The 22180-nt window shown below is 49.7% G+C and carries 16 protein-coding genes; 4 read left to right on the top strand and 12 right to left on the bottom strand.

The genetic code is table 11. The features are described from left to right. Window positions 1-107: 107 nt before the first annotated feature. Complete coding sequence (locus ACXAG2_RS17210) at window positions 108-2720, bottom strand: TonB-dependent receptor plug domain-containing protein (protein WP_474843426.1); 2613 nt, start codon at window positions 2718-2720, stop codon at window positions 108-110. An 831-nt stretch (window positions 2721-3551) separates the two neighbouring features. Further along, window positions 3552-6128, bottom strand: a complete 2577-nt coding sequence (locus tag ACXAG2_RS17205; RefSeq protein ID WP_474869009.1) for a TonB-dependent receptor plug domain-containing protein — start codon at window positions 6126-6128, stop codon at window positions 3552-3554. A gap of 471 nt (window positions 6129-6599) precedes the next feature. Between ACXAG2_RS17205 and ACXAG2_RS17200 the strand changes: the two genes are divergently transcribed. Then, window positions 6600-7574, top strand: a complete 975-nt coding sequence (locus ACXAG2_RS17200) for a LysR family transcriptional regulator (protein ID WP_474843423.1) — start codon at window positions 6600-6602, stop codon at window positions 7572-7574. Here ACXAG2_RS17200 and ACXAG2_RS17195 read toward each other — a convergent pair. From ACXAG2_RS17195 to ACXAG2_RS17185, 3 genes are all read right to left on the bottom strand, one after another. Continuing rightward, window positions 7550-8308 carry an endonuclease/exonuclease/phosphatase family protein gene (locus tag ACXAG2_RS17195; protein ID WP_474869007.1) on the bottom strand — a complete coding sequence of 253 codons (759 nt, stop codon included), beginning with the start codon at window positions 8306-8308 and terminating at the stop codon, window positions 7550-7552. The genes ACXAG2_RS17200 and ACXAG2_RS17195 overlap by 25 nt on opposite strands. Next, window positions 8296-10488, bottom strand: a complete 2193-nt coding sequence (locus tag ACXAG2_RS17190; protein ID WP_474869004.1) for a VTT domain-containing protein — start codon at window positions 10486-10488, stop codon at window positions 8296-8298. The genes ACXAG2_RS17195 and ACXAG2_RS17190 overlap by 13 nt, the downstream gene beginning before the upstream one ends. Before the next feature lie 290 nt (window positions 10489-10778). Beyond that, on the bottom strand, window positions 10779-11369 hold the full coding sequence (locus ACXAG2_RS17185) for a porin family protein (protein WP_303572619.1): 591 nt from the start codon (window positions 11367-11369) through the stop codon (window positions 10779-10781). A 357-nt stretch (window positions 11370-11726) separates the two neighbouring features. On the opposite strand from ACXAG2_RS17185, the gene ACXAG2_RS17180 reads away from it, so the two are divergent. Both ACXAG2_RS17180 and ACXAG2_RS17175 read left to right on the top strand, forming a co-directional pair. Next, window positions 11727-13319 carry an N-acyl-D-amino-acid deacylase family protein gene (locus ACXAG2_RS17180; RefSeq protein WP_474869001.1) on the top strand — a complete coding sequence of 531 codons (1593 nt, stop codon included), beginning with the start codon at window positions 11727-11729 and terminating at the stop codon, window positions 13317-13319. Window positions 13320-13387: 68 nt separating this feature from the next. Then, a complete protein-coding gene (locus tag ACXAG2_RS17175; RefSeq protein WP_474843415.1) occupies window positions 13388-14311 on the top strand; it encodes an alpha/beta hydrolase in 924 nt (307 codons plus the stop codon). A 78-nt stretch (window positions 14312-14389) separates the two neighbouring features. Here ACXAG2_RS17175 and ACXAG2_RS17170 read toward each other — a convergent pair whose 3' ends face one another. Continuing rightward, window positions 14390-15496, bottom strand: coding sequence for an NADH:flavin oxidoreductase/NADH oxidase (locus ACXAG2_RS17170; RefSeq protein ID WP_474843413.1), 1107 nt, complete (start codon window positions 15494-15496; stop codon window positions 14390-14392). Between the two features lie 120 nt (window positions 15497-15616). Here ACXAG2_RS17170 and ACXAG2_RS17165 point away from each other — a divergent pair, with 120 nt between their 5' ends. Further along, window positions 15617-16528, top strand: coding sequence for a LysR family transcriptional regulator (locus ACXAG2_RS17165; protein WP_474847390.1), 912 nt, complete (start codon window positions 15617-15619; stop codon window positions 16526-16528). A 104-nt stretch (window positions 16529-16632) separates the two neighbouring features. Here ACXAG2_RS17165 and cyoE read toward each other — a convergent pair whose 3' ends face one another. The 6 genes from cyoE to ACXAG2_RS17135 all read right to left on the bottom strand — a co-directional run bounded on the left by cyoE (window position 16633) and on the right by ACXAG2_RS17135 (window position 22036). Next, window positions 16633-17529: a heme o synthase gene (cyoE, locus tag ACXAG2_RS17160; protein ID WP_474843409.1), complete on the bottom strand. Its 897-nt coding sequence runs from the start codon at window positions 17527-17529 to the stop codon at window positions 16633-16635. 48 nt (window positions 17530-17577) lie between these two features. Continuing rightward, window positions 17578-17916 (bottom strand): cytochrome o ubiquinol oxidase subunit IV, encoded by a 339-nt coding sequence (gene cyoD, locus ACXAG2_RS17155; protein ID WP_070126334.1) that lies wholly within the window; start codon window positions 17914-17916, stop codon window positions 17578-17580. Then, a complete protein-coding gene (gene cyoC, locus ACXAG2_RS17150) occupies window positions 17916-18518 on the bottom strand; it encodes a cytochrome o ubiquinol oxidase subunit III (protein WP_119502470.1) in 603 nt (200 codons plus the stop codon). The genes cyoD and cyoC overlap by 1 nt, the downstream gene beginning before the upstream one ends. Beyond that, on the bottom strand, window positions 18515-20503 hold the full coding sequence (gene cyoB, locus ACXAG2_RS17145) for a cytochrome o ubiquinol oxidase subunit I (RefSeq protein WP_474820489.1): 1989 nt from the start codon (window positions 20501-20503) through the stop codon (window positions 18515-18517). Before cyoB ends, cyoC begins: the two co-directional genes overlap by 4 nt. Before the next feature lie 2 nt (window positions 20504-20505). Then, window positions 20506-21444 (bottom strand): ubiquinol oxidase subunit II, encoded by a 939-nt coding sequence (gene cyoA / locus ACXAG2_RS17140; RefSeq protein ID WP_474868999.1) that lies wholly within the window; start codon window positions 21442-21444, stop codon window positions 20506-20508. A 181-nt stretch (window positions 21445-21625) separates the two neighbouring features. Further along, window positions 21626-22036 carry a hypothetical protein gene (locus tag ACXAG2_RS17135; protein ID WP_119502468.1) on the bottom strand — a complete coding sequence of 137 codons (411 nt, stop codon included), beginning with the start codon at window positions 22034-22036 and terminating at the stop codon, window positions 21626-21628. Between the last annotated feature and the right edge of the window lie 144 nt (window positions 22037-22180).

Here is a 22180-nt window from a genome sequence, read left to right as displayed (position 1 = left end):
CAGGGGGTATCTCAGCTGTAAGCAGCGAAAGTGAACTCCCCCGGCTCTTTCACAGCAAAGCCGACACGAGGTCGACTTGCCGTAAAACAGCTACCCGCCAGTACAGGTCAGAATGTGTATTCCAACTTGGTGTAGTAATAACCACCCTGCCAGTCGACGATAGAATCTGAACGGTACAGACGGCCATTCGACGCTTCGATTTCGTCATACTGTGGATAGGTATCAAACAGGTTACGAACACCCACCGTGATGCGCAGACTTTCTGTTGCAAGGTAAGAGCCTTCCAGGTCAAACAGCATTTCACTGTCGAAGTCCTGAATAGTCAGTACTTCAGTGTTGGTGTTGTAATCAGAGTTTGAGTTTTCGCCATAGTAATTAAGGCGGGCGACAACCTGCCACGCGTCATAGTTATGTCTTGCTGACAAAATCGCGCGGGAATTCGGCGTGTTGTTCAGGAAGTCATAAATATTTTCAGGGTTAAACACCTCGCTCGGGTCAGAATCAAACTCTACATCGTTGTAGTTGTATGAGGCTGAGAATGTGGTATCACCGTATTGCGAAGACAGGCGGTAAGTTGCTACCAGGTCAACACCCTGAGTGGTGGTGTCAAACGCATTCTGGAAGTAACGTACGCCACCGATGGATTCAGCGCCTGAAACACCGGCTGCCACCAGGGCCAGATAGTTGTCATACTCGTCTCCGGCAGTAGGATCTGTTGAAACTTCCAGCGTTGAAATCGCGTTGAAACGGTCTTCAATTTCGATGTGATAGAAGTCAGCAGTGAAAGTGAAGTCACCGTAATCCGCAGTTAAACCAAACGTAATGTTAGTGGAGGTTTCCGGATCCAGTGTGCTGGCACCCAGGGCCTGGGCAACGTCACTGCTGGCAGGGAATAAACCTACCGCAACAGGCTCAGAGTTGATAAACGTCGTCGCAACGTTTGTTGTACCCTGCTGGCCCGGCGTCGGAGCCCGGAAGCCTGTACCGTAGGAGGCACGCAGAGCAATTTCATCCGTTGCCTGATAAATACCGGCTACTTTGTAAACTAACTCAGAACCAAAGTCTGAATAGTCTTCGTAACGCAGCGCTGCCTGAGCAAAAATACTGTCGGTGATATCACCGGATATATCTACATAAGCTGCATAGGAATCTCGGTTGTATTCGCCGGAGAACTCAGGAGAGTATCCCGGGAAACCGTTTGATCCTACAGCCATTACGGTATACACAGGGTCAGAGCTGTCTGCACAATCCAGGTCTGCAATAGCAGAACCGGCTTCAGTGGCTGTGCCGTCATCGTTACAGAATCCCCATGGATCTGCCTGAGAATAAGCGCCGGCAGTGTATGATGCTTCCTCTCCTTCCTGAATCTCATAAGATTCATCCAGGTAGCTCAGACCGAATGCAAAGGCGTAACCGTCAAAGTCATAAACAAAATCAGCTTGTAACTGCATTTCTTCGTTCACCAGATCGCCCGGTTCAAATGAAGTTTGTGATTCGTTACCTAATGACGGGTTGAATGTATTCCAGATGGAGTAAGAAATTTCGTTTGAACCGTAACGGGCAGAGAAATCATAGCTCAGATCGCCTGAGGCACCTTTCACGCCGCCTGCCAGTGAATAATCAGTAATATCACCGGCGAAGCGGGGAGTAAAGCCGCCCGGGAAGAACTCAAGTGCATTCCATGTTTCACCTGAAGGCAGGCGAATATCGGCATTCACACTGTTGGTTGGGTTACGGTAGTTGAACGCACCGTCACCGGAGCTTTCTGAGTAGTTACCGAACGCATAGAGTTCAGCTGCTTCAGAAAAAACATAGCCGGCATTGAAGAAGACCTTTGCTGATTCATAATTTGGCTGGCCCCAGGGCTGTACGACGTTCGCGCCCTGCGATTCCTGCCCCATGGCTTCTGCGGCTGCAAGGAAGTCATCTGTCAGATAAGCGTTATAAGATGCGTCGGGATCGTAGTTCGGGTTGGATTTATCCAGACAGAATGACGATACACAATATTGCTCGCCACGGCTGGTGGCTTCGTTATCGGTGTACTCTGCAGAAATACTCAGGAAACCATCATCTCCAAGGGCAAAGCCTTTGTTTCCTGTCAGCGTGAGCTGGTCGCCGTCACCTTCATAGTACTGGCCCCATTCTGCAGAAAAACTGCCACCTTCAGAATTGTTTTTCAGGTTGAAGTTCATTACCCCTGCAATCGCATCTGAACCGTACTGTGCAGCAGCACCGTCGCGGAGCACTTCAACCGAGCCGATTGCGGCTGTAGGAATTGTTGCAAGGTCTGGTCCCTGGGTACCTGAGCCGCTGGTTTGCACCAGAGCTGCACGATGGCGGCGCTTAGAGTTAACCAGTACCAGCGTCTTATCCGTTGGCAGTCCGCGAAGAGAAGCCGGACGGATAAACGTACCACCATCTGAAATAGGTTCACGTGAAACGGTATAAGAAGGGACAAGGGTGCGGACAACATCGTTCATATCGGTAAAAGAAACCGCTTCCAGATCTTCCTCATTGAATACATCAACGGGAACCGGAGAGCTGGTTACTGAACGGGGGGCACCACGGGCACCGACAACCGCTATACGTTCCAGAGACGGATCGGATTCAGCATCGGGGGTATCAGTTTCTTGTGCGTAAACAGAAGGAGAAAGAGCGAAAGCCAGAGTCACGCCGGTTAATCCGGCATAGATTGACGCACTGAGCCTTTTTATTTTCATTAATGTGTGTTCCCAAAATTTGCCTGATTGCTTTTTTTCTTTGGATACAGGCCAGGGAGAAACCTCGACACTGCACCCAACAATAATTCACAGCCGCCCCCTGGCGGTCAGAATATTTGATACAACGTTGTATCGGTGGCGTGCTGTGTGTAATCGAGACTAAGAAAACAGACCTGTCTCGCGGAAGAAAAAAGAATATGTAGGGCTATAGGAAAAATATGGAGGGGGTGACAAAAAGTATAAAAATCATGGAGTAATGACTAAGTCAGGCAGAAATTTTTTTTAATTTCAGCGTCCTGTAAACGAATTTTTAACAACTAATCGCCGGCCGGTATTTATACGCCTTATCTTAATTTGCTGAAAGTAAAGGGATTTTTTAAGTTTTATGTGGCCGTCACAATAAATTAATAATTGCCATAAAGAAGTTTTAAGTCATTGTTTATTTGTAGTTTGTTGTGTAGAGGCTTGTTTTGATTGTTTAGTTTTTCTTATCGCATTATTAAGCTTGGTTGCAGGTGGATAACTAAAGCTAAAATTTACACCCTGCGTCCGCACAAATACGGCTATGCGGTTACCTGTCAGGAACACGCTCTGTACATATGAAGTTAGTTGCCGGTTGAAATACCGTCAAATTATTCTTCTATCTGAGAGTAAATACACATCAGTGGCTTCTTATTCGGGAGTAACAGAAGGGGAGACTGCCTTCGCCTGCGGAGAATTTAACTGCACGGACGCGGATATAAGCGCAGGCACAAACCGTGTGCTTGCAGGAAAAAAGAGAGGCCGGCAAGAAAGCCGGCCCTGATTGCTGTTTAAAGAGGCTGTGTGCTCTTAGAAGGTATAGTTTAACTTGGTGTAGTAATAGCCACCCTGCCAGTCAACAATAGAGTCTGAGCGGTAAATACGACCACAGCAGGTCTCACCCATTTCGTCAGTACCAGCGTCCGGATACTCGTCAAAGAGGTTACGGGCACCGGCACTGAGAGACAGACTTTCACTGATGTGATAAGTCAGCTCAAGGTCGAACAGGATTTCTGTACCAAAGGTTTGAATCACATCCAGAGAACTGCTCGCGGCATTTTCATATTCGCCGTAGTAGTTCATACGGGCAACAATCATCCAGTCTTCAATGCTGTGTTTAACTGAGGCAGTACCACGGAAATCCGGCGTACCGTTTTCCAGGTCAAACTCATCTTCTTCGTTGTAGAAGTTTTCAGGATCGTTATCCAGTGTGGTTTTGTTGTAGTTAAATGATGCAGTGAAGGTGGTGTCACCCATATCTGACTGCATATTATATGTTGCTACTACATCTACCCCTTCGGTTGTGGTGTCGAAAGCGTTCTGGAAGTAGAACACACCACCGATTGATTCCGCACCGGAAACACCGGCATTCGCCAGGCTCAGGTAACGCTGATAATCTTCCGGGTCTTCTGCATCAGGATCAGAACTGACATCCAGCGTTGAGATGGCATTCAGACGATCTTCAAGCTCGATATTGTAGTAATCCACAGTAAGGGTGAAGTCGCCGTAATCCGCCGTCATACCAAAGGTAATGTTGGTGGATTTTTCCGGCGCAAGCGCAATGGCTCCAAGCGCCTGAGCAACTGCGCTGCTGGCAGGGAACAGACCGGTAGCAACCGGGAAGCCGTTAGGCAGCCGGGTGGATACGTTTGTTGTACCTTGCTGCCCCGGAGTCGGAGCACGGAAACCCGTACCGTATGAAGAACGCAGTGCGATTTCATCGGTAAGCTGGTAAATACCGGCCACTTTATAAACGAGTTCAGAACCGAAATCAGAGTAGTCTTCGTAACGTAATGCTGCCTGAGCAAACAGTTTGTCTGTTACGTCACCGGAAATGTCGGTGTAAACAGCGTAAGAGTCACGGTTATATTCACCGGAGAATTCGGGAGAGTATCCCGGGAAGCCGTTGGAACCTACGCCAACTACAGTGTAAACCGGGTCGGATTCGTCTGCACAGTCCAGGTCTGCAATGGTTGAGCCTGCCGCCGTCGCTGTGCCGTCATCGTTACAGAAACCCCATGGATCCGCTGAGGCATATGGACCTGCAGTATAGGAATCTTCTTCACCGCCGGAGATATCATAAGACTCGTCCATGTAGCTCAGACCGAAAGCGAAAATATATTCGTCCAGATCATAGGTGAAATCAGCCTGAAGTTGCTTCTCTTCGTTGGTCAGTGAGCCCGGCTTGAATGAAGTCGGGGACTCGTTACCCATCGACGGATTGATGGTGTTGCTCAGGGTGTAATCAATTTCACTGGAACCGAACCGGCCACTGATGTCATACGTCCACTTACCACTCATCCCTTTCACTCCGGCTGCCAGTGAGTAGTCGGTAACTTCACCTGCGAAGCGCGGCGTAAAACCACCGGGGAAGAATTCCAGCGGGCTCCAGACTGAACCATCCTGCAGACGGATGTCCTCAATGGTGCCGTTGCCCGGATAACGATAGAAGAAGGAACCATCGCCCTCGGTCTCTGAATAGTTACCGAATGCGTATAATTCTACTTCGTCAGAAATCGTATAACCTGAGTTAAAAAATACACGGGTGCCTTTAGAGTTTGGCTGGCCCCAGGGTTGTACTTCATCTGAACCGTGAACGGCATTAGCACTTGCAATCGCAGCAGCGATATATTCTTCAGACTGGTCGGTCACACAGAACCAGCTTTCACAGTACTGTTCGCCACGATAGGTCGCTTCTGAGTCAGTAATTTCAGCAGAAATACTTAAGAATCCGTCTTCACCTAACGCAAAACCTTTGTTACCGCTGATCACCATCTGATCGCCGTCGCCTTCGTAATACTGGCCCAGCTCGGCAGACAGTGAGCCACCTTCACTGTTATTTTTTAACTGGAAGTTAATGACCCCTGCGATGGCGTCTGAGCCATACTGTGCGGCCGCACCGTCGCGCAGTACTTCAACAGAACCGATAGCCGCAGTCGGGATGGTTGCGAGATCAGGCCCTTGCGTACCTGAGCCACCAATTTGCACCAGCGGAGAGCGGTGACGGCGTTTGGAGTTAACTAAAACCAGTGTTTTGTCAGTGGGCAGACCACGCATCTGTGCAGGGCGCACAAACGTACCGCCATCAGAAATTGGCTGGCGTGACAGGGTGTAAGACGGCACCAGGGTCATCATTACATCGTTCATATCTGAGAATGCTACACCTTCCATGTCTTCAGCTGTCAATACATCAACTGGCACGGGAGAGCTTGTCACAGAACGCGGCGCACCCCGCGCACCAACAACAGCAATCCGTTCCAGGGAAGGATCCGATTCGGCATCAGGAGTATCAGTTTCCTGTGCATATACAGAAGGAGTCAGCGCTAATGCCATGGTCATGCCGGTTAATCCGGCATAAATAGACGCACTTAATTTTTTTATTTTCATGAGTGTGTGTTCCCGGTTTGTTGCCTGATTGCTCTTTTTGCGGGCGCAGCTCATGGAGGATCCGGTGGCCGCGCCCAACTATGGCTCACAGCGGCACCAATAAGATGCACAAGCTTTGAACAGCGATGCTGCGTAGCTGTAAACTGTGTTCATAAAGACTAAAAAATGAGAGCGGCGTCGCGGAAGAAAAAAGAATATGGAAGGGTATAAAAAATATGTTGAGGGCAAACGGGGAGCACCGTAAATCGCGGGCCGGGCAGGGATATCAGACCAGAAATGTTTTTTTTCATCCAGGGGATGCTTACCTTTTGTTAACAATTGATATCTGTAAATGTTCGCTGCAATGGCATATAAGTTGCTGTTCTGGAATACAAAAAAGAATACCGTTCAGGTATTAACAAGAAATTAAAACGACAAGGCGCGTGCAGGCACCGGCAGAAAAACTTTGATGGAGGCGCCAGGAGACATGCCATGAATTCAAAACAGTTACAGTACTTCCTCACCACGTTGAGAAAAGGAAGTATTGCCGCAGCCGCAAGAGAGTTAGATATTGCACAACCGGCAATCAGCCAGCAACTGGCCAATCTTGAAAGAGAAATGGGCACACCGCTGTTTCAAAGGAGTTTCAAAGGGGTTTCTTTAACCGAAGCCGGAGAGGTTTTTGCGAAGCATGCAAGACGGCTGATTGACGATATCAATGCGGCTAAAGCCGATTTACAGCACCTCGTTGCAGAACGGTCAGGTACTGTGAAAGTTGGCATGTTGCCGTCTATCGGTAACGTGCTGTCCATGTCGTTATTGTCGGAAGTAAAAAAATCGGCTAGCAAGCTGAAACTGGATATCAGCACCGGCCCGTCGTATTCAGTCCGGGGCTGGCTGGAGACCAATCAGATTGATATCGCCATTACCTATGAGCAGGATGTTGATGCTGTTTCAATGGTTTGCGAGCCGCTGATCGAGGAGTACATGTATCTGGTGCTCGGCGTGAACGACCAGTCAGAGCTGTATCAGAAATATCAGGATCGTAACACGATCAAATTCTGGGAACTCAGCCAGTTTGAGTTACTTACACCCGGAAGCCGGGATGCGCTGGGGATGCTCATCGCCCATTACGAAAAAGTGACTGGTGTTGCGTTGAGGCACAACACGGCATATTCGGGCCAGCTGATGACAGGGCTCAGGCAATTGCTGCAGGGCGAGGGGGCGATGATTTTACCATCGTCTGCCATTTTCCATCTTGAAGAAAGTGGCCTGGTGAAAGCCCTGAAAATTGAGCAGCCGGAAATGCGCCGTCAGGTATTAATGGCCACTAACCGAAGCGGATCACTCACAGATGCAAGCATAAAAATGCGGGATGTTATCCGCAGGGTGACTGCCTGTGAGCAGGAGTTGAATCACTGGCGTGGCGATCTTAAGTATCGTCAGCCAAGCATCGCCTGTGCCTGAAACGGTTCCGGTAAATCTCTGACGTCCTGTTCGGGGAGGCGGATGTCTACCTGAACGGGCAGATGGTCAGAGAGAATTTTCGTGCGGGCATTTTTCAGACGGCGGATCCGGCGTAGTTTAATGTCCGGCGAAGTCCAGATCCGGTCAAGGGAAAATAACGGAAACTGACTGGGGAACGTTGCCCCCGCTTTGTGCTGATTCAGCACGCTGTCCAGAGCGCGGAATGCGCGGGTAAAGAACTGCCATTCATTGAAGTCCCCGCCGAGCACAATAGGCGTCTTATTCTCTTTCATTCTGCCGGCAATGTATTCATGAAGCTTTGCGAATTGTGAACGACGTTCACTTTTCTTCAATCCCTTGTGAGTATTGATTACTGTCAGTGGTCCTGACGGCGTGAGTAAATCTACAGCCTGTATATTTCTCGGCTGAAAACCATCCTGACTCACATCAAGGGTTTCATTTTTCAGCACGGGAAAGCGGGTCAGTACTGCATTCCCGTACCAGCCCCCGCCGGCTTCTGTAATAGCCGGTGAAGGTACCAGTTGAAACACCTGACTGGCGCAAATATCTCTGATGTCCGTTTCAATATCTCTGTGTTCAGGCCGCGTATCCATTTCCTGCAACAACACAATATCTGCACCCAGTTCGGCAAGATAACTGCCAATGCGGCGATAATCATGCTTATTGTCGCGACCAATACCGCTATGGATATTATAACTGACTATGCGACACATTCTTCACCCTTTGTTTTTTCTACCTGTTTGCTTTCCTGGTATCGCTTGGCAATTTTCTGTGAGCCCCAAATCATCAGGCCCCACAATACGATGCCGCCTACCAGATAGGAAATCGTCTCCGGTGACGGATTGCGGAAAATCTGAGTAATAGAATCGCCTACCAGACCTTTCGCTATCATCGGCGGGAACATGCCCAGGAATGTTCCAATCAAAAATTGCATCAGACCAATTGATGAAATGCCGGCAACCAGATTAACCAGACTGAATGGTGCGATGGGCAACATCCGGATAGCGGCGACACCAACAATACCACTGGTTTTCAGCTTCTCATCAACAGCAGCAACTTTCGGCCCGCCAACTTTACGCAATCCCGCGTTACCTGCCAGCTTACCTACACCGAACATGCTCGCGGAACTCAGCAGGGCGCCCATAATGCCGTACAATGGTCCCCAAACCGGTCCAAAGATGGCAGAGACCGCCAGTGACATTACGGTGACCGGAAAGAAGAAGAAGCCGCCAACCACATAGACAAGTAAAACCGTCGGAAGTGCGAAATAGGTGCCCCGGCTTTCCTCCAGGAAGGCATTGATATTGTCTGTCGATAACCACGGAATAAAGTGACTGGCGAGCAGCAGCGTGGCCGCCAGGGCTGCAATCACCAGAACGCCGATACCAACCATGATCGTGCGGCGGCGGGGATTGCGTACCGGTGTTGCTTCACCGTTTAATCCCGGAATTGGCGGGATCAGCGGCTCTTCCGGATCGGATAAGGATGAAAAGAAATTTTTACCTGATTCCTGACTGGTAAATATTTCGTCACGCACCTGGGTAAGCACATAGCCATGAGCCAGCTGGCCTTCCATTAGTGCCCGTGCCGGATTAGGTTCCTGCATGATTGCGGTAACTTGTTCAACGGTTCGGCCGGTGTGCTCTGCCAGTAAATCGTCACGGATACGGGCTATCTGGCGGCGGTTTGCATCATTATTACCAAACAGAACAAGGTCGATTTCAGTATCCAGACTCATTGAACGGTTACTGATATTCGACGAACCGATAACGGCGTAGCGGTCATCGATGGTCATCACTTTAGAATGGATACGCTTAGTCGCATGTTGTCCGTGCTCGTCGGTAATGGACGAATACGACATAATGATGCGTTCAGGCTCGATGTCTTTTTCAAGAATTTTCTTAAATTCAATACGACCTGCCCAAAATGCCTCACACTCGAATTTACCTTTTGGTTCATAGGAGCTGACAATAATGACATGCAGTTCAGGCTTTTCTTTCAGACGGCGGTTCAGCGCTTCTGCGATTTCCTGCCGGGAAGTGAATTGGTTTTCAATATAGATTACCCGTTCTGCTTCATTGATGAGGTCAAGCAACATGTGACGGACTTCCTGTACAGGCTCAACTTCGTCCATGAACGGAATAGTGCGGGCAAGGGCGCAATCGACCTTCTCAAACCAGGGCTCAAAGCCGTCCGGCCATGAAGCGGGAACAGGACTGTGCAGGTCTGTTTCAGCTTCTTCACGGATGGCGATAGGCTTTTCTTCGGCTACGCGCAACCAGCGCCAGCGCACCAGTTCGGCGAACCTTTCTACCACAGGGCCGGCAGAGACAATCTGGACGTCATGTAGTGGCGTGTAAGGTCCGTCAGGACCGTTGCGTTCTTCACTTTCAATGGGGTGGTCACGGGTATCCCAGCGGTTGGTCGAAATATCCATACCGCCCGAAAATACCAGTTCATCGTCGATAACAATAATCTTCTGATGCTGACTGCCTCCCATGGGAATCGTGTCATCGAGTTCCGTGAGTACGTTGTCAGGTGTTTTCTCATCCCATACTTCTTTCGCCCACATTTCCCGTTGAGCAAAAAAGGCCAGAGAAGAATCCCAGCGCAGGAGGTAAATTTTCATGTCAGGGTTTTGCTCAGCTTTCCACGCCAGCAAATCACTGACCACTGAGGGGGCTTCGGAGTTCGCCTCGTCTTCACCGCGCAACAGCCTGATCCGGCTGTCGATATCCCATCCGACGATAAATATACTGTGCTTCGCTTTCAGGATCGCCGAATGCAAAGCTTTGTAGTAATTACCACAATCAATAAGTGGAGTGGCGAAGCTGGCGTGACTGGTCGCCCAGCAATTTTCTCCCCGTTTGAAAATAGATTGTTCTGCTGACATCGTTCCTCCTCATGCCAACCCGGAATGAGCATATTAAGTGACAAATGCAATATGAAATGCAGAAACTATTCCATACGACCTGATACCCGTCTTATATGGTTATCTTGCTGTTTTAAATTGGAAAATTTGTCAGATGTTAAAGTGAGGGTGTGAGCCTGCTTCCTGCCTTCAGGTAAGTTTGTCCGCCGGTTTGTAGAATTTTCCTGAAGTTAGTACACAGGGGTGACCGGCCGGTTGTCAGAATCAAAAAAGCCTCCGGAATGCCGGAGGCTTTGAGTGACATTTACAAATCAGAAGCGGTATTCAACACCTACACTGGCTTGTTTTAAATCGGTATTAAAGTCCACATCGCCGGGATCATCGGCCAGGTCATTGGCATCCAGATCCGCATCGTAAACTGTGTACTCTGCATTCACGAGGAAGTTCTCAGTGATATTGTACGCAACGCCGGCACCGATGAATAAACTTTCGTCGTCGTAGCTACCGGATACACCATTCACTGAATAATCAGTATCCCACCATAGTTGTCCGGCTTTGGCATAAACAGAGAACTGATTAGTAATTGGTAAGATACCTTTTACACCCGCAGTCCAGCCATCAGTATCGGCCCGTGACAGGTTATTGCCGTAATCACCGAAGTCGATAACCGATCCCTCTACGGCCAGATAGCGGTTAAAACGATAACCGACCAGACCCTGAATGACGTCATTATCATCATCAAAATCGTCCTGCCCGTCTACTTTCAGATATCCGTAGTTACCACCTACGTAGAAACCCGGTTGATCCTGCCAGGGCGTGTCCAGAGATTGTGCGGAAGCACTGAAAGCTGTTAAAGAAGTGAGCGCTGCAATACCCGCGAATGCTGTGATTGATTTTTTCATCAGAAAATTCCTCTTACTTTGTTTAGCGTATGGGCTGCACCTGTAAACCGGTAAAAGAGACCGGTAAGGTGAGTACACCTGAAGAGAGTGCCGCCCGCTGATTAAACAGTTTCAAAGAGCATGCCATACACGTTTGTATGTAAACTGACCAATAAACGGGGTGAAGAGGAGAAATCCGGTGAAATATTGGCCGTTTCAACGGGTGCTCATGAAACCTGTTCAAAACTCTTTGTAAGGAATACAGTCCCGTTCTGCGGTTACTTCATCATGCAACACAAGCATGTGCTCTTTCTCCGGGGTATAAATAACGGACAACAATGACAATCAGTAAAAAATGATCAGAAAGAGGGAGCGTCGATGGCAGGCAGATTAGTAAAAACAGTTCTGGGGGCAGGATTATTGTCACTGTGTTTTCCGTTGGCGGCAGCGCAGTACGATATTCTGATCCGCGGGGGAGAGGTCATAGACGGTACCGGCAAACCGGCAGTGTCTGCTGATGTTGGTATTAAAGACGGCATCATAATCGCTATGGGGCAGCTGTCAGCCAGTGATGCTGCACAAGTGATACAAGCGGACGGACTGGTGGTCAGCCCGGGGTTTATCGATCTGCATTCTCATGCCGAGCGCTCTGCGGCTACTCAACCAGGGTTGGAAAATCTGGTTCAGCAAGGGATCACTACGATTCTTGGCGGTAATTGCGGATTTTCACCGGTTCACACCGGCGAGTTTCTCGGAGAGGCTGCCACGACACCTCTTGGTCCAAATCTGGCGTTGCTGGTGGGTCACAATGATGTGCGCCGTGAAGTAATGGGAGAAGCTGGCAGACTAGCCACAGCAGATGAAGTTAAGGCCATGCAGGCGCTTGTGGCCAAAGCGATGGAAGAGGGAGCATTCGGTTTGTCGACCGGCTTAAAGTATGTGCCGGGTGTCTACTCTGATTACGCTGAAGTAAAGGCTCTGGCCGGAACCGCACACCAGTACGGTGGTATTTTTACTTCGCACATGCGGGATGAAGGGGCGCTCATCACTGAAGCGCTGGAAGAAGTTATTGCGATTTCTGAAGATACCGGCATCCCCGTGCATGTGAGTCATCATAAGCTGGTGGGACTGCCAAACTGGGGCCACAGCGAAACAACGCTGGGTATGATTACCGCGGCCCGTGAAAAGGGTATGGACGTGACACTGGACCAGTATCCCTATACCGCTTCATCAACCCGCTTCAGTATTTTGTTTCCGCCCTGGTCGCTGGCCGGTGGTCACAGAGAAGTGTTAAAACGTCTCAGTGACCCGGCAACACGGGCAAAAGTGAAAGCCGGCATTGAAAAGAACATTCGTGAAGACCGCGGTGGTGGCGATCCGGAAAGGCTGCAGATAGCCCATTTTGCTGCAAATCCGCAATGGGACGGGTTGACGTTTGGTCAGGTACTGGCTCAGCAGGGCAGAGCGCAGACGTTGGCAAATGCAGCGGAACTGGCTATGGAAATTGAAGAGCAGGGAGGCGCGCAAGGCATTTTCCATGCTATTGACGAGAAGGATGTGGCACAAATCATGGCATATCCGTTTACCTCAGTAGCCACAGACACAGCCGGTGCAATACCCGGTGAAGGGAATCCTCATCCCCGCAGTTACGGCTCCTATCCCCGGGTATTGGGTCGTTACGTCAGAGAGAAGGGAACTCTGACGTTGCCTGAGGCAATTCATAAAATGACTGCACTACCGGCACAACGCATGGATCTGACCGACCGCGGTACGCTGGCAGTACAGTACCGTGCTGATATTGTGATTTTTGATCCGCAGACAGTGATTGATAATGCAACATTTACCGCACCGCATCAGTACCCCACCGGCATAGAATATATCCTGGTGAACGGGGTTGTTGTGAAAACGCCGCAAGGCATGACCGGGCAGCATGCCGGTGAGATCCTGACTCACCGGGCGGGAAAAGTATGAGGGCCTTTCTCTTCCAATGTTTGTCGCAAAGATTATCGCTGCAGCGCCGCAAGGCCGGTTTATCCGGTATGATACTGATTGTTTTGATTAACAGCGGAGTTGCGGTGTCAGCAGAGCAGGTTCAGATAACCGGATTAACACTTTATCCTGAAGGGATCCCCGGGGAAATAGCCCACACACCCACAGAGTTTCAGGGACGGGAGGTGATAAACGACCGCTCAGTTGTCGCAGTGGATTCTCCTGAGCTGACCATGGTTGCGCCTCCTGAGGATGAGCGCAACGGTACCGCTGTTATCATTTTGCCCGGTGGCGGTTATGAAAGGCTGGCCATCGATAAAGAAGGCTTTAATGTCGCCCGCCGTTTCGCCGGGGCAGGTGTTACCGCATTTGTGCTGAAATACCGTATGCCACTGAAAGACATTATGGATTACCCTTCCTATGGTCCTCTTCAGGATGCGCAGCAGGCCATCAGTCTGGTGCGTCAGCATGCAAAAGAGTGGGGAATCGACTCAGACAGGGTGGGCGTAATGGGATTCTCCGCCGGAGGACATCTGGCTGCCACACTGGCAACTCAGTTCAAACAGCCGGTGAATAAAGCGCATACGAAAAAAATGCTTCGTCCGGATTTCCAGGTGCTTATCTATCCGGTGATCTCAATGAAAGAAGACGTAACGCATCAGGGATCACGGCTGAATTTACTGGGCGAATCGCCGGACAACAGATTAATTTCAACTTTCTCCGCACAAGACAATGTCACCACCAATACACCGCAAGCTTTCATTGTTCATGCTAATGATGATAAAGCCGTGCCTGTAGGGAATGCGTTGCAATTTCATGCCGGGCTTGTGGAAAAGCGGGTGCCTGTACAGATGTTACTGCTGCCTGATGGCGGGCACGGATTCGGGATGAATCATCCCACTGACTGGTTCAGTAATATGCTGGAATGGATGGAAAACTACGGGGTTATACCTGCCCGGGTGATAAATCAGTGAGCATGATATGGCGCAGGTACTTACCTGCGCCATAGTTGCCCTGCGGGCAACGTTTCAGATTACTATCTGTTCAGACTGTTATTTATAATCTGCCGGTGCGTAACGGGCTAACCAGTGTGCATACTGTGCAGGCAGTACCCATGAAGGTGACTCTTTACCCAGCTTTTTAGCCACATCATAGCTCCAGTGCGGGTTTGCCAGGTGCGCACGCCCTACCATCACCAAATCCAGCTGTCCGTCTTCAATGGTTTTATTGGCCAGCATCGGATCATCAACACCCCATGCTGTAGCGACCGGAATGTCAGCTTCTTCGCGAATTTGTTGTGATACCGGCGCCAGGAATGCAGGGCCCCATGGAATATTGGCTTCAGGTGTATTGAAGCCAACCGATACACTGACAAAATCGACGCCGTGGTCTTTCATCTTTTTGATCAGCTCAATGGATTCAGGTACCAGCTTGTCATCGTTACCATCATATTCTATAACGCCTAAACGCACGGTTAATGGTAAATCTTCCGGCCACACGGCTTTAACTGCATCGATGGTTTCCAGCAGAAAACGGGCGCGGTTTTCAGGGCTGCCGCCATATTCGTCATCCCGTTGATTGGCAACCGGCGACCAGAAGCTTTGCGCCAGGTATCCGTGGGCAAAGTGCAGCTCTAACCACTTGTAGCCGGCCTCAACAGAGCGTTTCGTGGCAGCAACAAAGTCTGCTTTTACCCGCTCGATATCATCTTTTGTCATTTCCGTGGGTGTACGGGGTAAGTTTGCGCCAAACGGTACCGCAGACGGCCCGATGGGTTGCCATCCGCGGGGATCATCTTCTGCAATGTGGTCGTCACCTTCCCAGGGTTTGTTCGCAGACGCTTTTCTGCCGGCATGAGCAAGCTGAATACCCGGCACCGCGCCTCCCTCATTGATGCGCTTAACAATAGCGGCATGCCCCTGGGTATGCTCATCGCTCCAGAAACCCAGACATCCCGGGCTTATGCGTCCTTCAGGGGCAACACCGGTTGCCTCTACGATCACAAGACCAGCGCCACCCCGTGACAGTGACGCATAGTGAACCTGGTGCCAGTCGTTAGGAAGACCATCGTCTGCGCTGTACTGGCACATAGGCGGTACAGCAATGCGGTTTCTGAGTTCCACTGACTTTAGCGTGTAAGGGCTGAATAAATCGGGCATAACGTTTCCTTAATGGTAATGAGTTGGCCGGGAACAAAATGCTCCCCTGACTTGCTATCAGTAATAGGGGCGGTTTATGATTTTAAAAAGTGAATGTTTTCGAAAATATAATTCCAATTTATGAATATCGCATCAAAAGACTTTAACCTGTTGTATTTGTTTACTGTACTTTACGAAGAGCGCAGCCTGAACAAGGCTGCGCTTCGCATGAACCTGAGCCAGCCCGCAATGAGCCACAAACTCAACAAGCTGCGTGGTGAGTTTGATGATCCGTTGTTTATCCGCACCGGACGCGGCTTTACACCCACGCCCAAAGCGCATCAGATGGCTAAACAGGTATGCTGTGTGGTGAAGTGTCTGGAAGAGTTCTACGTTAATGCAGAGGGTGATGCCATCGGACAGCGGGAAGAGGCAATCCATATTTATGGTACCGATCTGGTGGATTTCTTACTCCTTCCCCGTTTACTGGATAAAGTACAGACGGAAGCGCCGGGCGTAACCATCGTCATGCACAATACGTCCGGACGCTTGCCGGTGCAGGCGCTGGAGCAAGGTGATTGTGACATAGCTATTGCCGGCTTTTTCAGGGATCTTCCCGAACATTTTTATCGTCAGTCACTCATGGTTACACCGTATCGGGTGGTGCATGACAAAGCCCTTATCCCCGCGGGTACGCCACTGGATGTGCGAACTTATGCCAGCAAGCCCCATGTAGTGTCAACGCTGACCGGCAACCTTAACAGTGATGTGGACACTGCCTTAGCGGAAGCGGGGTTAACCCGGCGGGTGGTAGCCGGCGCATCAGGTTTCATGGTGCTACCGCGACTTGTGACCGGGCGGGAGGTCTTTCTTACCTGCCTGAAGCCCATCGCTGATTATGCAACCGCTACCTGTCAGCACCTTACCAGCTGCGAGCCGCCGGTATCGCTGCCCGATGTGAACATAGAGCAGATCTGGCATCCCCGTACCCATGAAGACGGCCTGCGAAAATGGATAAGGGAGCAAATTAAAATTATTCTGAGCGAGGTGTGATACCCCGGGAAGAGAAGTGAACAAAGGAAATCTGTGTTGAAATAAAAGCAGTGCACAAACAAAAGGGCCGCTCAGTTGAGCGGCCCTTTTTCGTATTCACAAGTCTATAGCGCTAAGGCGAACAGTTTAGGTGCTACATCGTGGTAGTCTACCGCCATGGCTATACTGAGGATCGTGATGTTCAGTATGGAGAAGCCGAACACCTGACGCGCCCAGCGTGTCATGTCGGTATCAGGGCGATAACCACGCAGTGCCATCAGTAGCCACCAGAAGCTGGTGGTACAGGCGACGGCCAGAAAACCAATACCTGTGTATCCTGCAATCGACAGCATCATGGTCACAATCGCGTATACTGCAATGTAAAGCACGATATGCAGTTTGGCTTTTTCGATACCTTCTGCAACCGGTAATACCGGAATATTCGCCGCTTCATAATCTTTGAAACGGAAAATAGCGATGGCGTAAGAGTGGGGCATTTGCCACAAACTAAACATCACCAGCAGAATGGCAGCGGCAGCATCGAACTGGCCACTTACCGCGCAGTAACCCACAACCGGGGGAACTGCACCAGACAAGCTACCAACCAGTGTGCCGTACACAGAGTTACGTTTCATATACAGGCTATAAACGCCCACATACACCACATAACCCAGTGCAGCGAAAAACACCGCAGTGGCGTTGGTGTACGCCACCAGCAGGGCAAAACCCGTCACACCCAGCACAATGCCATGCCAGAATGCGGCTTTCAGCGACATTTCCCCGGTCACGGTAACCCGGGAGCGGGTACGTTGCATCTTGGCATCAATATCCCTGTCAATGCAGTTATTAATTGCACATCCGGATGCAACAACCAGTGATAAGCCAATCAGCGTTGCCGCCATCAGCATAAAGTCAACGTCACCCCGTGATGCCAGCAGAAAACCACCGGCAACAGAGATCAGGTTGCCCATAATAATGCCGGGCTTAGTCACAGTTAAATATCGACGAAATACAGGTTTCATATTTCCAGTTTACCTCGCGTACGCTCAGAAAATGTACCAGCCGGGAGGCTAGTACATCATCATCGCGTTAGACTCGTAAATGATCCAGACAGACAGACCGACTACCATGAAGATAATCAGGGCACTGAACAGGAACGAGAACGTGCTTGCACGGCCATCTTCGGTAACGAAGTTCAGGTGCAGGAAGTATTTGAGGTGAACCCAAATCTGTACCAGACCTAAAGTAACGATACTCCAGATAGTGGTGCCTTTAGAGAAGTCGCCTTCCATAACCATCCAGAAAGGGATGACTGTCAGAATTACCGACAGTACAAACCCAATCACATAGGATTTCACATCACCATGGTCGTTTGCATGGCTAACAGCGTGAGAATCGTGCTGACTCATTACAGTGCTCCCATCAGATAAACAACGGTGAATACGCAAATCCAGACGATGTCCAGGAAGTGCCAGAACAGGCTTAAGCAGCTCAGGCGCGTAACAGTTTGATCTTTCAGACCACGACGCATCACTTCGATGATCATGATGGTCATCCAAATCAGACCTGAAGTTACGTGCAGACCGTGCAGACCTACCAGCGAGAAGAACGCGGTAAGGAAAGCACTGGTATCAGGGCCGTTACCGTGAACGATCAGGTGATGGAATTCATAGATTTCCATACCGATGAACACTGCACCGAAAACCCAGGTCACAGCCAGCCATAACAGCGTGCCGCCTTTGTTTTGCTTGTGTGCTGCAATCATTGCAAAGCCGAAGGTGATACTACTTAACAGTAGTGCCGCGGTTTCAACTGCAACGAAGTCCAGTTCAAAGATGTCTTTACCAGACACGCCACCGGCAGTGTTCATGAACAACACTGCGTAGGTTGCGAAGAACGAGGCGAACAACAGACAGTCGGTCATCAGGTAAACCCAGAAGCCGAAAACGCTATTACTCTCGTGATGCTCGTGGTCGTGATCGTGATGCATATCAGTAGCTACTGAGCTCATGCGTTCACTCCTTTAGCATTAGCAGATAAATGCTCTGCTTCGATTTTCTCTACTTCATCAACCTGTACGTAGTAATCTACGTCGCTGGTGTAACAGCGCTTGATGAATACTGCGATACCGGCGATGAAACCAACAGCGGCCAGCCACCAGATGTGCCAGATAAGTGCAAAACACATTACCGTGAAGCTCATGCTCATGAAGAAACCAGCAGAGGTGTTCTTAGGCATGTGAATCGGGGCATATTTCTCAGGCTTCTGATACGCTTCGCCACGTTCTTTCATGTCAGTCCATGCATCAATGTCTTTGATGTGAGGAATAACAGCGAAGTTGTAGTACTGAGGCGGAGACGCAGTTGACCACTCCAGCGTGTGACCATTCCACGGATCACCCGTAGTGTCTTTAAGTGCTTCTTTGTTCTTAAAGCTGATGAACAGTTGCAGCAACTGGAAGAAGATACCTGCAGCGATGATGAATGCACCACCCGCAGCAATGTACAGCCAGATGTTCCAGTCCGGGTTGTCAGTGTGGTTCAGACGACGGGTCATTCCCAGGAAGCCCAGAACGTACAATGGCATGAACGCAACCATGAAACCAATCTGCCAGCACCAGAATGCCGCTTTACCGGTTTTCTCATCCAGTTTGAAGCCCATTGCCTTCGGGAACCAGTAAGCAAAACCTGCCAGGTAACCGAATACCGCACCACCGATGATGGTGTTGTGGAAGTGAGCAATCAGGAACAAGCTGTTGTGCAGTACGTAGTCAGCACCAGGGATAGCAAGCAGTACGCCTGTCATACCACCAATGGTGAAGGTAACCATGAAGCCTAACGTCCACAGCACAGGTGTTGTGATAGTCAGACGGCCACGGTACATAGTGAACAGCCAGTTAAACAGTTTAACCCCGGTCGGTACGGCGATAACCATCGTCATGATACCGAAGAAGGCGTTAACGTTTGCGCTGGAACCCATTGTGAAGAAGTGGTGTAGCCAAACAATGAAGCCCAGGATTGCAATGGCACCCGACGCGTAAACCATTGACTTATAGCCAAACAGACGCTTCGCAGTGAAGGTAGAAATAATTTCCGAGAAGATACCGAATGCTGGCAGTACCAGAATGTATACTTCAGGGTGACCCCACGCCCAGAACAGGTTGATGTACATCATCGAGTTCCCACCTAAATCATTGGTGAAGAAGTGGAAATCAAGATAACGGTCAAGCGTAAGCATCGCCAGCACTGCAGTCAGAATAGGGAATGACGCAGCAATCAGGATGTTACCCCAGGTACAAGTCCAGGTGAAAATAGGCATTTGCATCAGTTTCATGCCCGGCGCACGCATCTTGAATACTGTTACCAGGAAATTAACCCCGGTCAAGAGCGTCCCGAGCCCGGATATCTGCAAGGCCCATATATAGTAATCAACCCCGACACCTGGTGAGTACTCCAGACCCGCCAGTGGCGGATAAGCAACCCAACCGGTTTTCGCAAACTCACCTACACCTAAAGACAGGTTGATAAGAATTGCACCACCAGCGGTCAGCCAGAAGCTCAGGTTGTTCAGGAACGGGAAGGCAACGTCACGAGCACCAATCTGCAGCGGAACGATGATGTTCATCAGGCCCACCATAAATGGCATTGCCATAAAGATGATCATGATAACGCCGTGCGCGGTGAAGATTTGGTCGTAGTGTTCCGGCGGCAGATAGCCTTCTGCGCCGTTTGTTGCCGCAGCAAGCTGCGTACGCATCATGATAGCGTCGGCAAAGCCACGCATAAGCATGATAAGTGCAAGCAGGATATACATAATACCCAGGCGTTTGTGGTCGATGGACGTGATCCAGTCGCGCCACAGCGGGCCCCATGCTTTGTATTTGGTGATCAGACCTGCGATCACCAGACCGAGTACTGCAACTACCCCAAGCGTAACCATTACGATTGGCTCGTGGTACGGTACAGCCTCAATAGATAATTTACCTAAAAAAGACATACTTACTCTTCAACCCCCATGTGATGGCCTTTGTGCTGCATCGCTTCGGCTTTTACGCCTGTAGCAGCATTAGCTGGCTTACCATAGAAATCCATAGAGCCATGATCTTTCATGTACTTCATGATGATTTCGTGGAACAGACCGTCGCTGACCGTGCTGTAATAAGTGACAGGGTGGTTTTCACTATCTTCAGCTAATTGCGTAAAGTTCTCAGAAGTCAGGGAACCGCCTTCTGATTTTACTTTCTGAACCCAGGCATCAAAGTCGGCTTCAGTTGGCGTAGCAATGGTGTCAAACTTCATACCAGTGAAACCCGCACCGCTGTAGTTCGCAGAAATACCTTTGTAGGTACCCGGCTCATCAGCAATCAGGTGTAACTGAGTTTCCATGCCTGCCATTGAGTAGATTTGGCTACCCAACTGAGGAATGAAGAACGAGTTCATTGTGCCTTCAGAAGTGATTTTGAATGAAACTGGCTTGTCAGCCGGAATCACCAGTTCGTTAACCGTTGCAATGCCTTGCTCAGGATAAATGAACAGCCATTTCCAGTTGAGTGAAACCACTTCAACAGTCATGTGCTCGCCTTTATCTTCAAGCGGTGCATAAGGGTCTAATGCGTGGGTTGATTGCCACGTAATGATGCCCAGTGCAATGATGATCAGAATTGGAATAGACCAAACCGTGGCTTCAATCTTGGTAGAGTGAGCCCATTTCGGTGTGTAGACTTCAAAGTCGCGGCTTGCGCGGTATTTCCAGGCGAAATACAGCGTCAGTACAATCACCGGAATAACAACGATAAGCATCAGAATCGTACACAGAATGATCAGGTTCTTTTCTTCAATACCTACCTGTCCTTTCGGATCAAGTACGCCACCGCTACAACCGGCCAGAAACAGCACGATTGACGCAAAAGCTAATTTAGAAAGGTTACGAATAGACAAAAGCATTTTCCTATAACCCGGGTTCAACGTTATTGCCGTCAGAGACGACACGCGTAATATTCCGATAGTGACTATCGAAGGTTTTCGAACAAGTGAACACGGCGTGAACCAGCAGAGGAGTGACCCGCGACGCGCTCTTGATTACAGACGTACCTGAGGCACGTCTGTAATCAACAGAAAATCACTTGTCAGAAGGTGGTGCGCGACTGCCAGATTGTTGTACAAACGGCTGTCGGTAATCGTCGTTAACGATTAAAACTGGTTTCGGGGAGGCAGCTACACCGGCGCGCGCTAACGGGGCGGGCTGTAGCTGAATACCCAATAAACAGATAAGCAGGACTGCTGAAAAGAAGAACACAGATAATGCTTCGTGCATCACTGCCAGGGAATGAGGTTCGACAACAAGGTTGTCATGCAGGGCACCAACAAACTCCGATGAGTCCGCCATGATACCGCTGATAATTAAAGACACATTGAATACCAGTACGAGGGTCGCCAGCCAAAGCACCACCCCAACACGCGTGGTGCTGTCAATTGCCATACGGTTTAAAGAAACCGCATAAGCATTGTTGGTGAGCAATGAGGTAATCATGCTGACTATCTGTCCTCGTGTGTACCGGTCATGCTGAATTGTCTCGAAACGACTTTTCAACAGGAAATTAGTCTTCGGGCGTCAGAGAGTAGAGAAAAATCACCGGGGACTCAAGTGAAGTGAAAGAGACTGAGAACAGATTTC

Source organism: Alteromonas sp. ABH4_456, assembly GCF_056160645.1.
The sequence above is the reverse complement of the archived record's forward strand: the minus strand, read 5'-3'. Positions and strand labels throughout refer to the sequence as shown.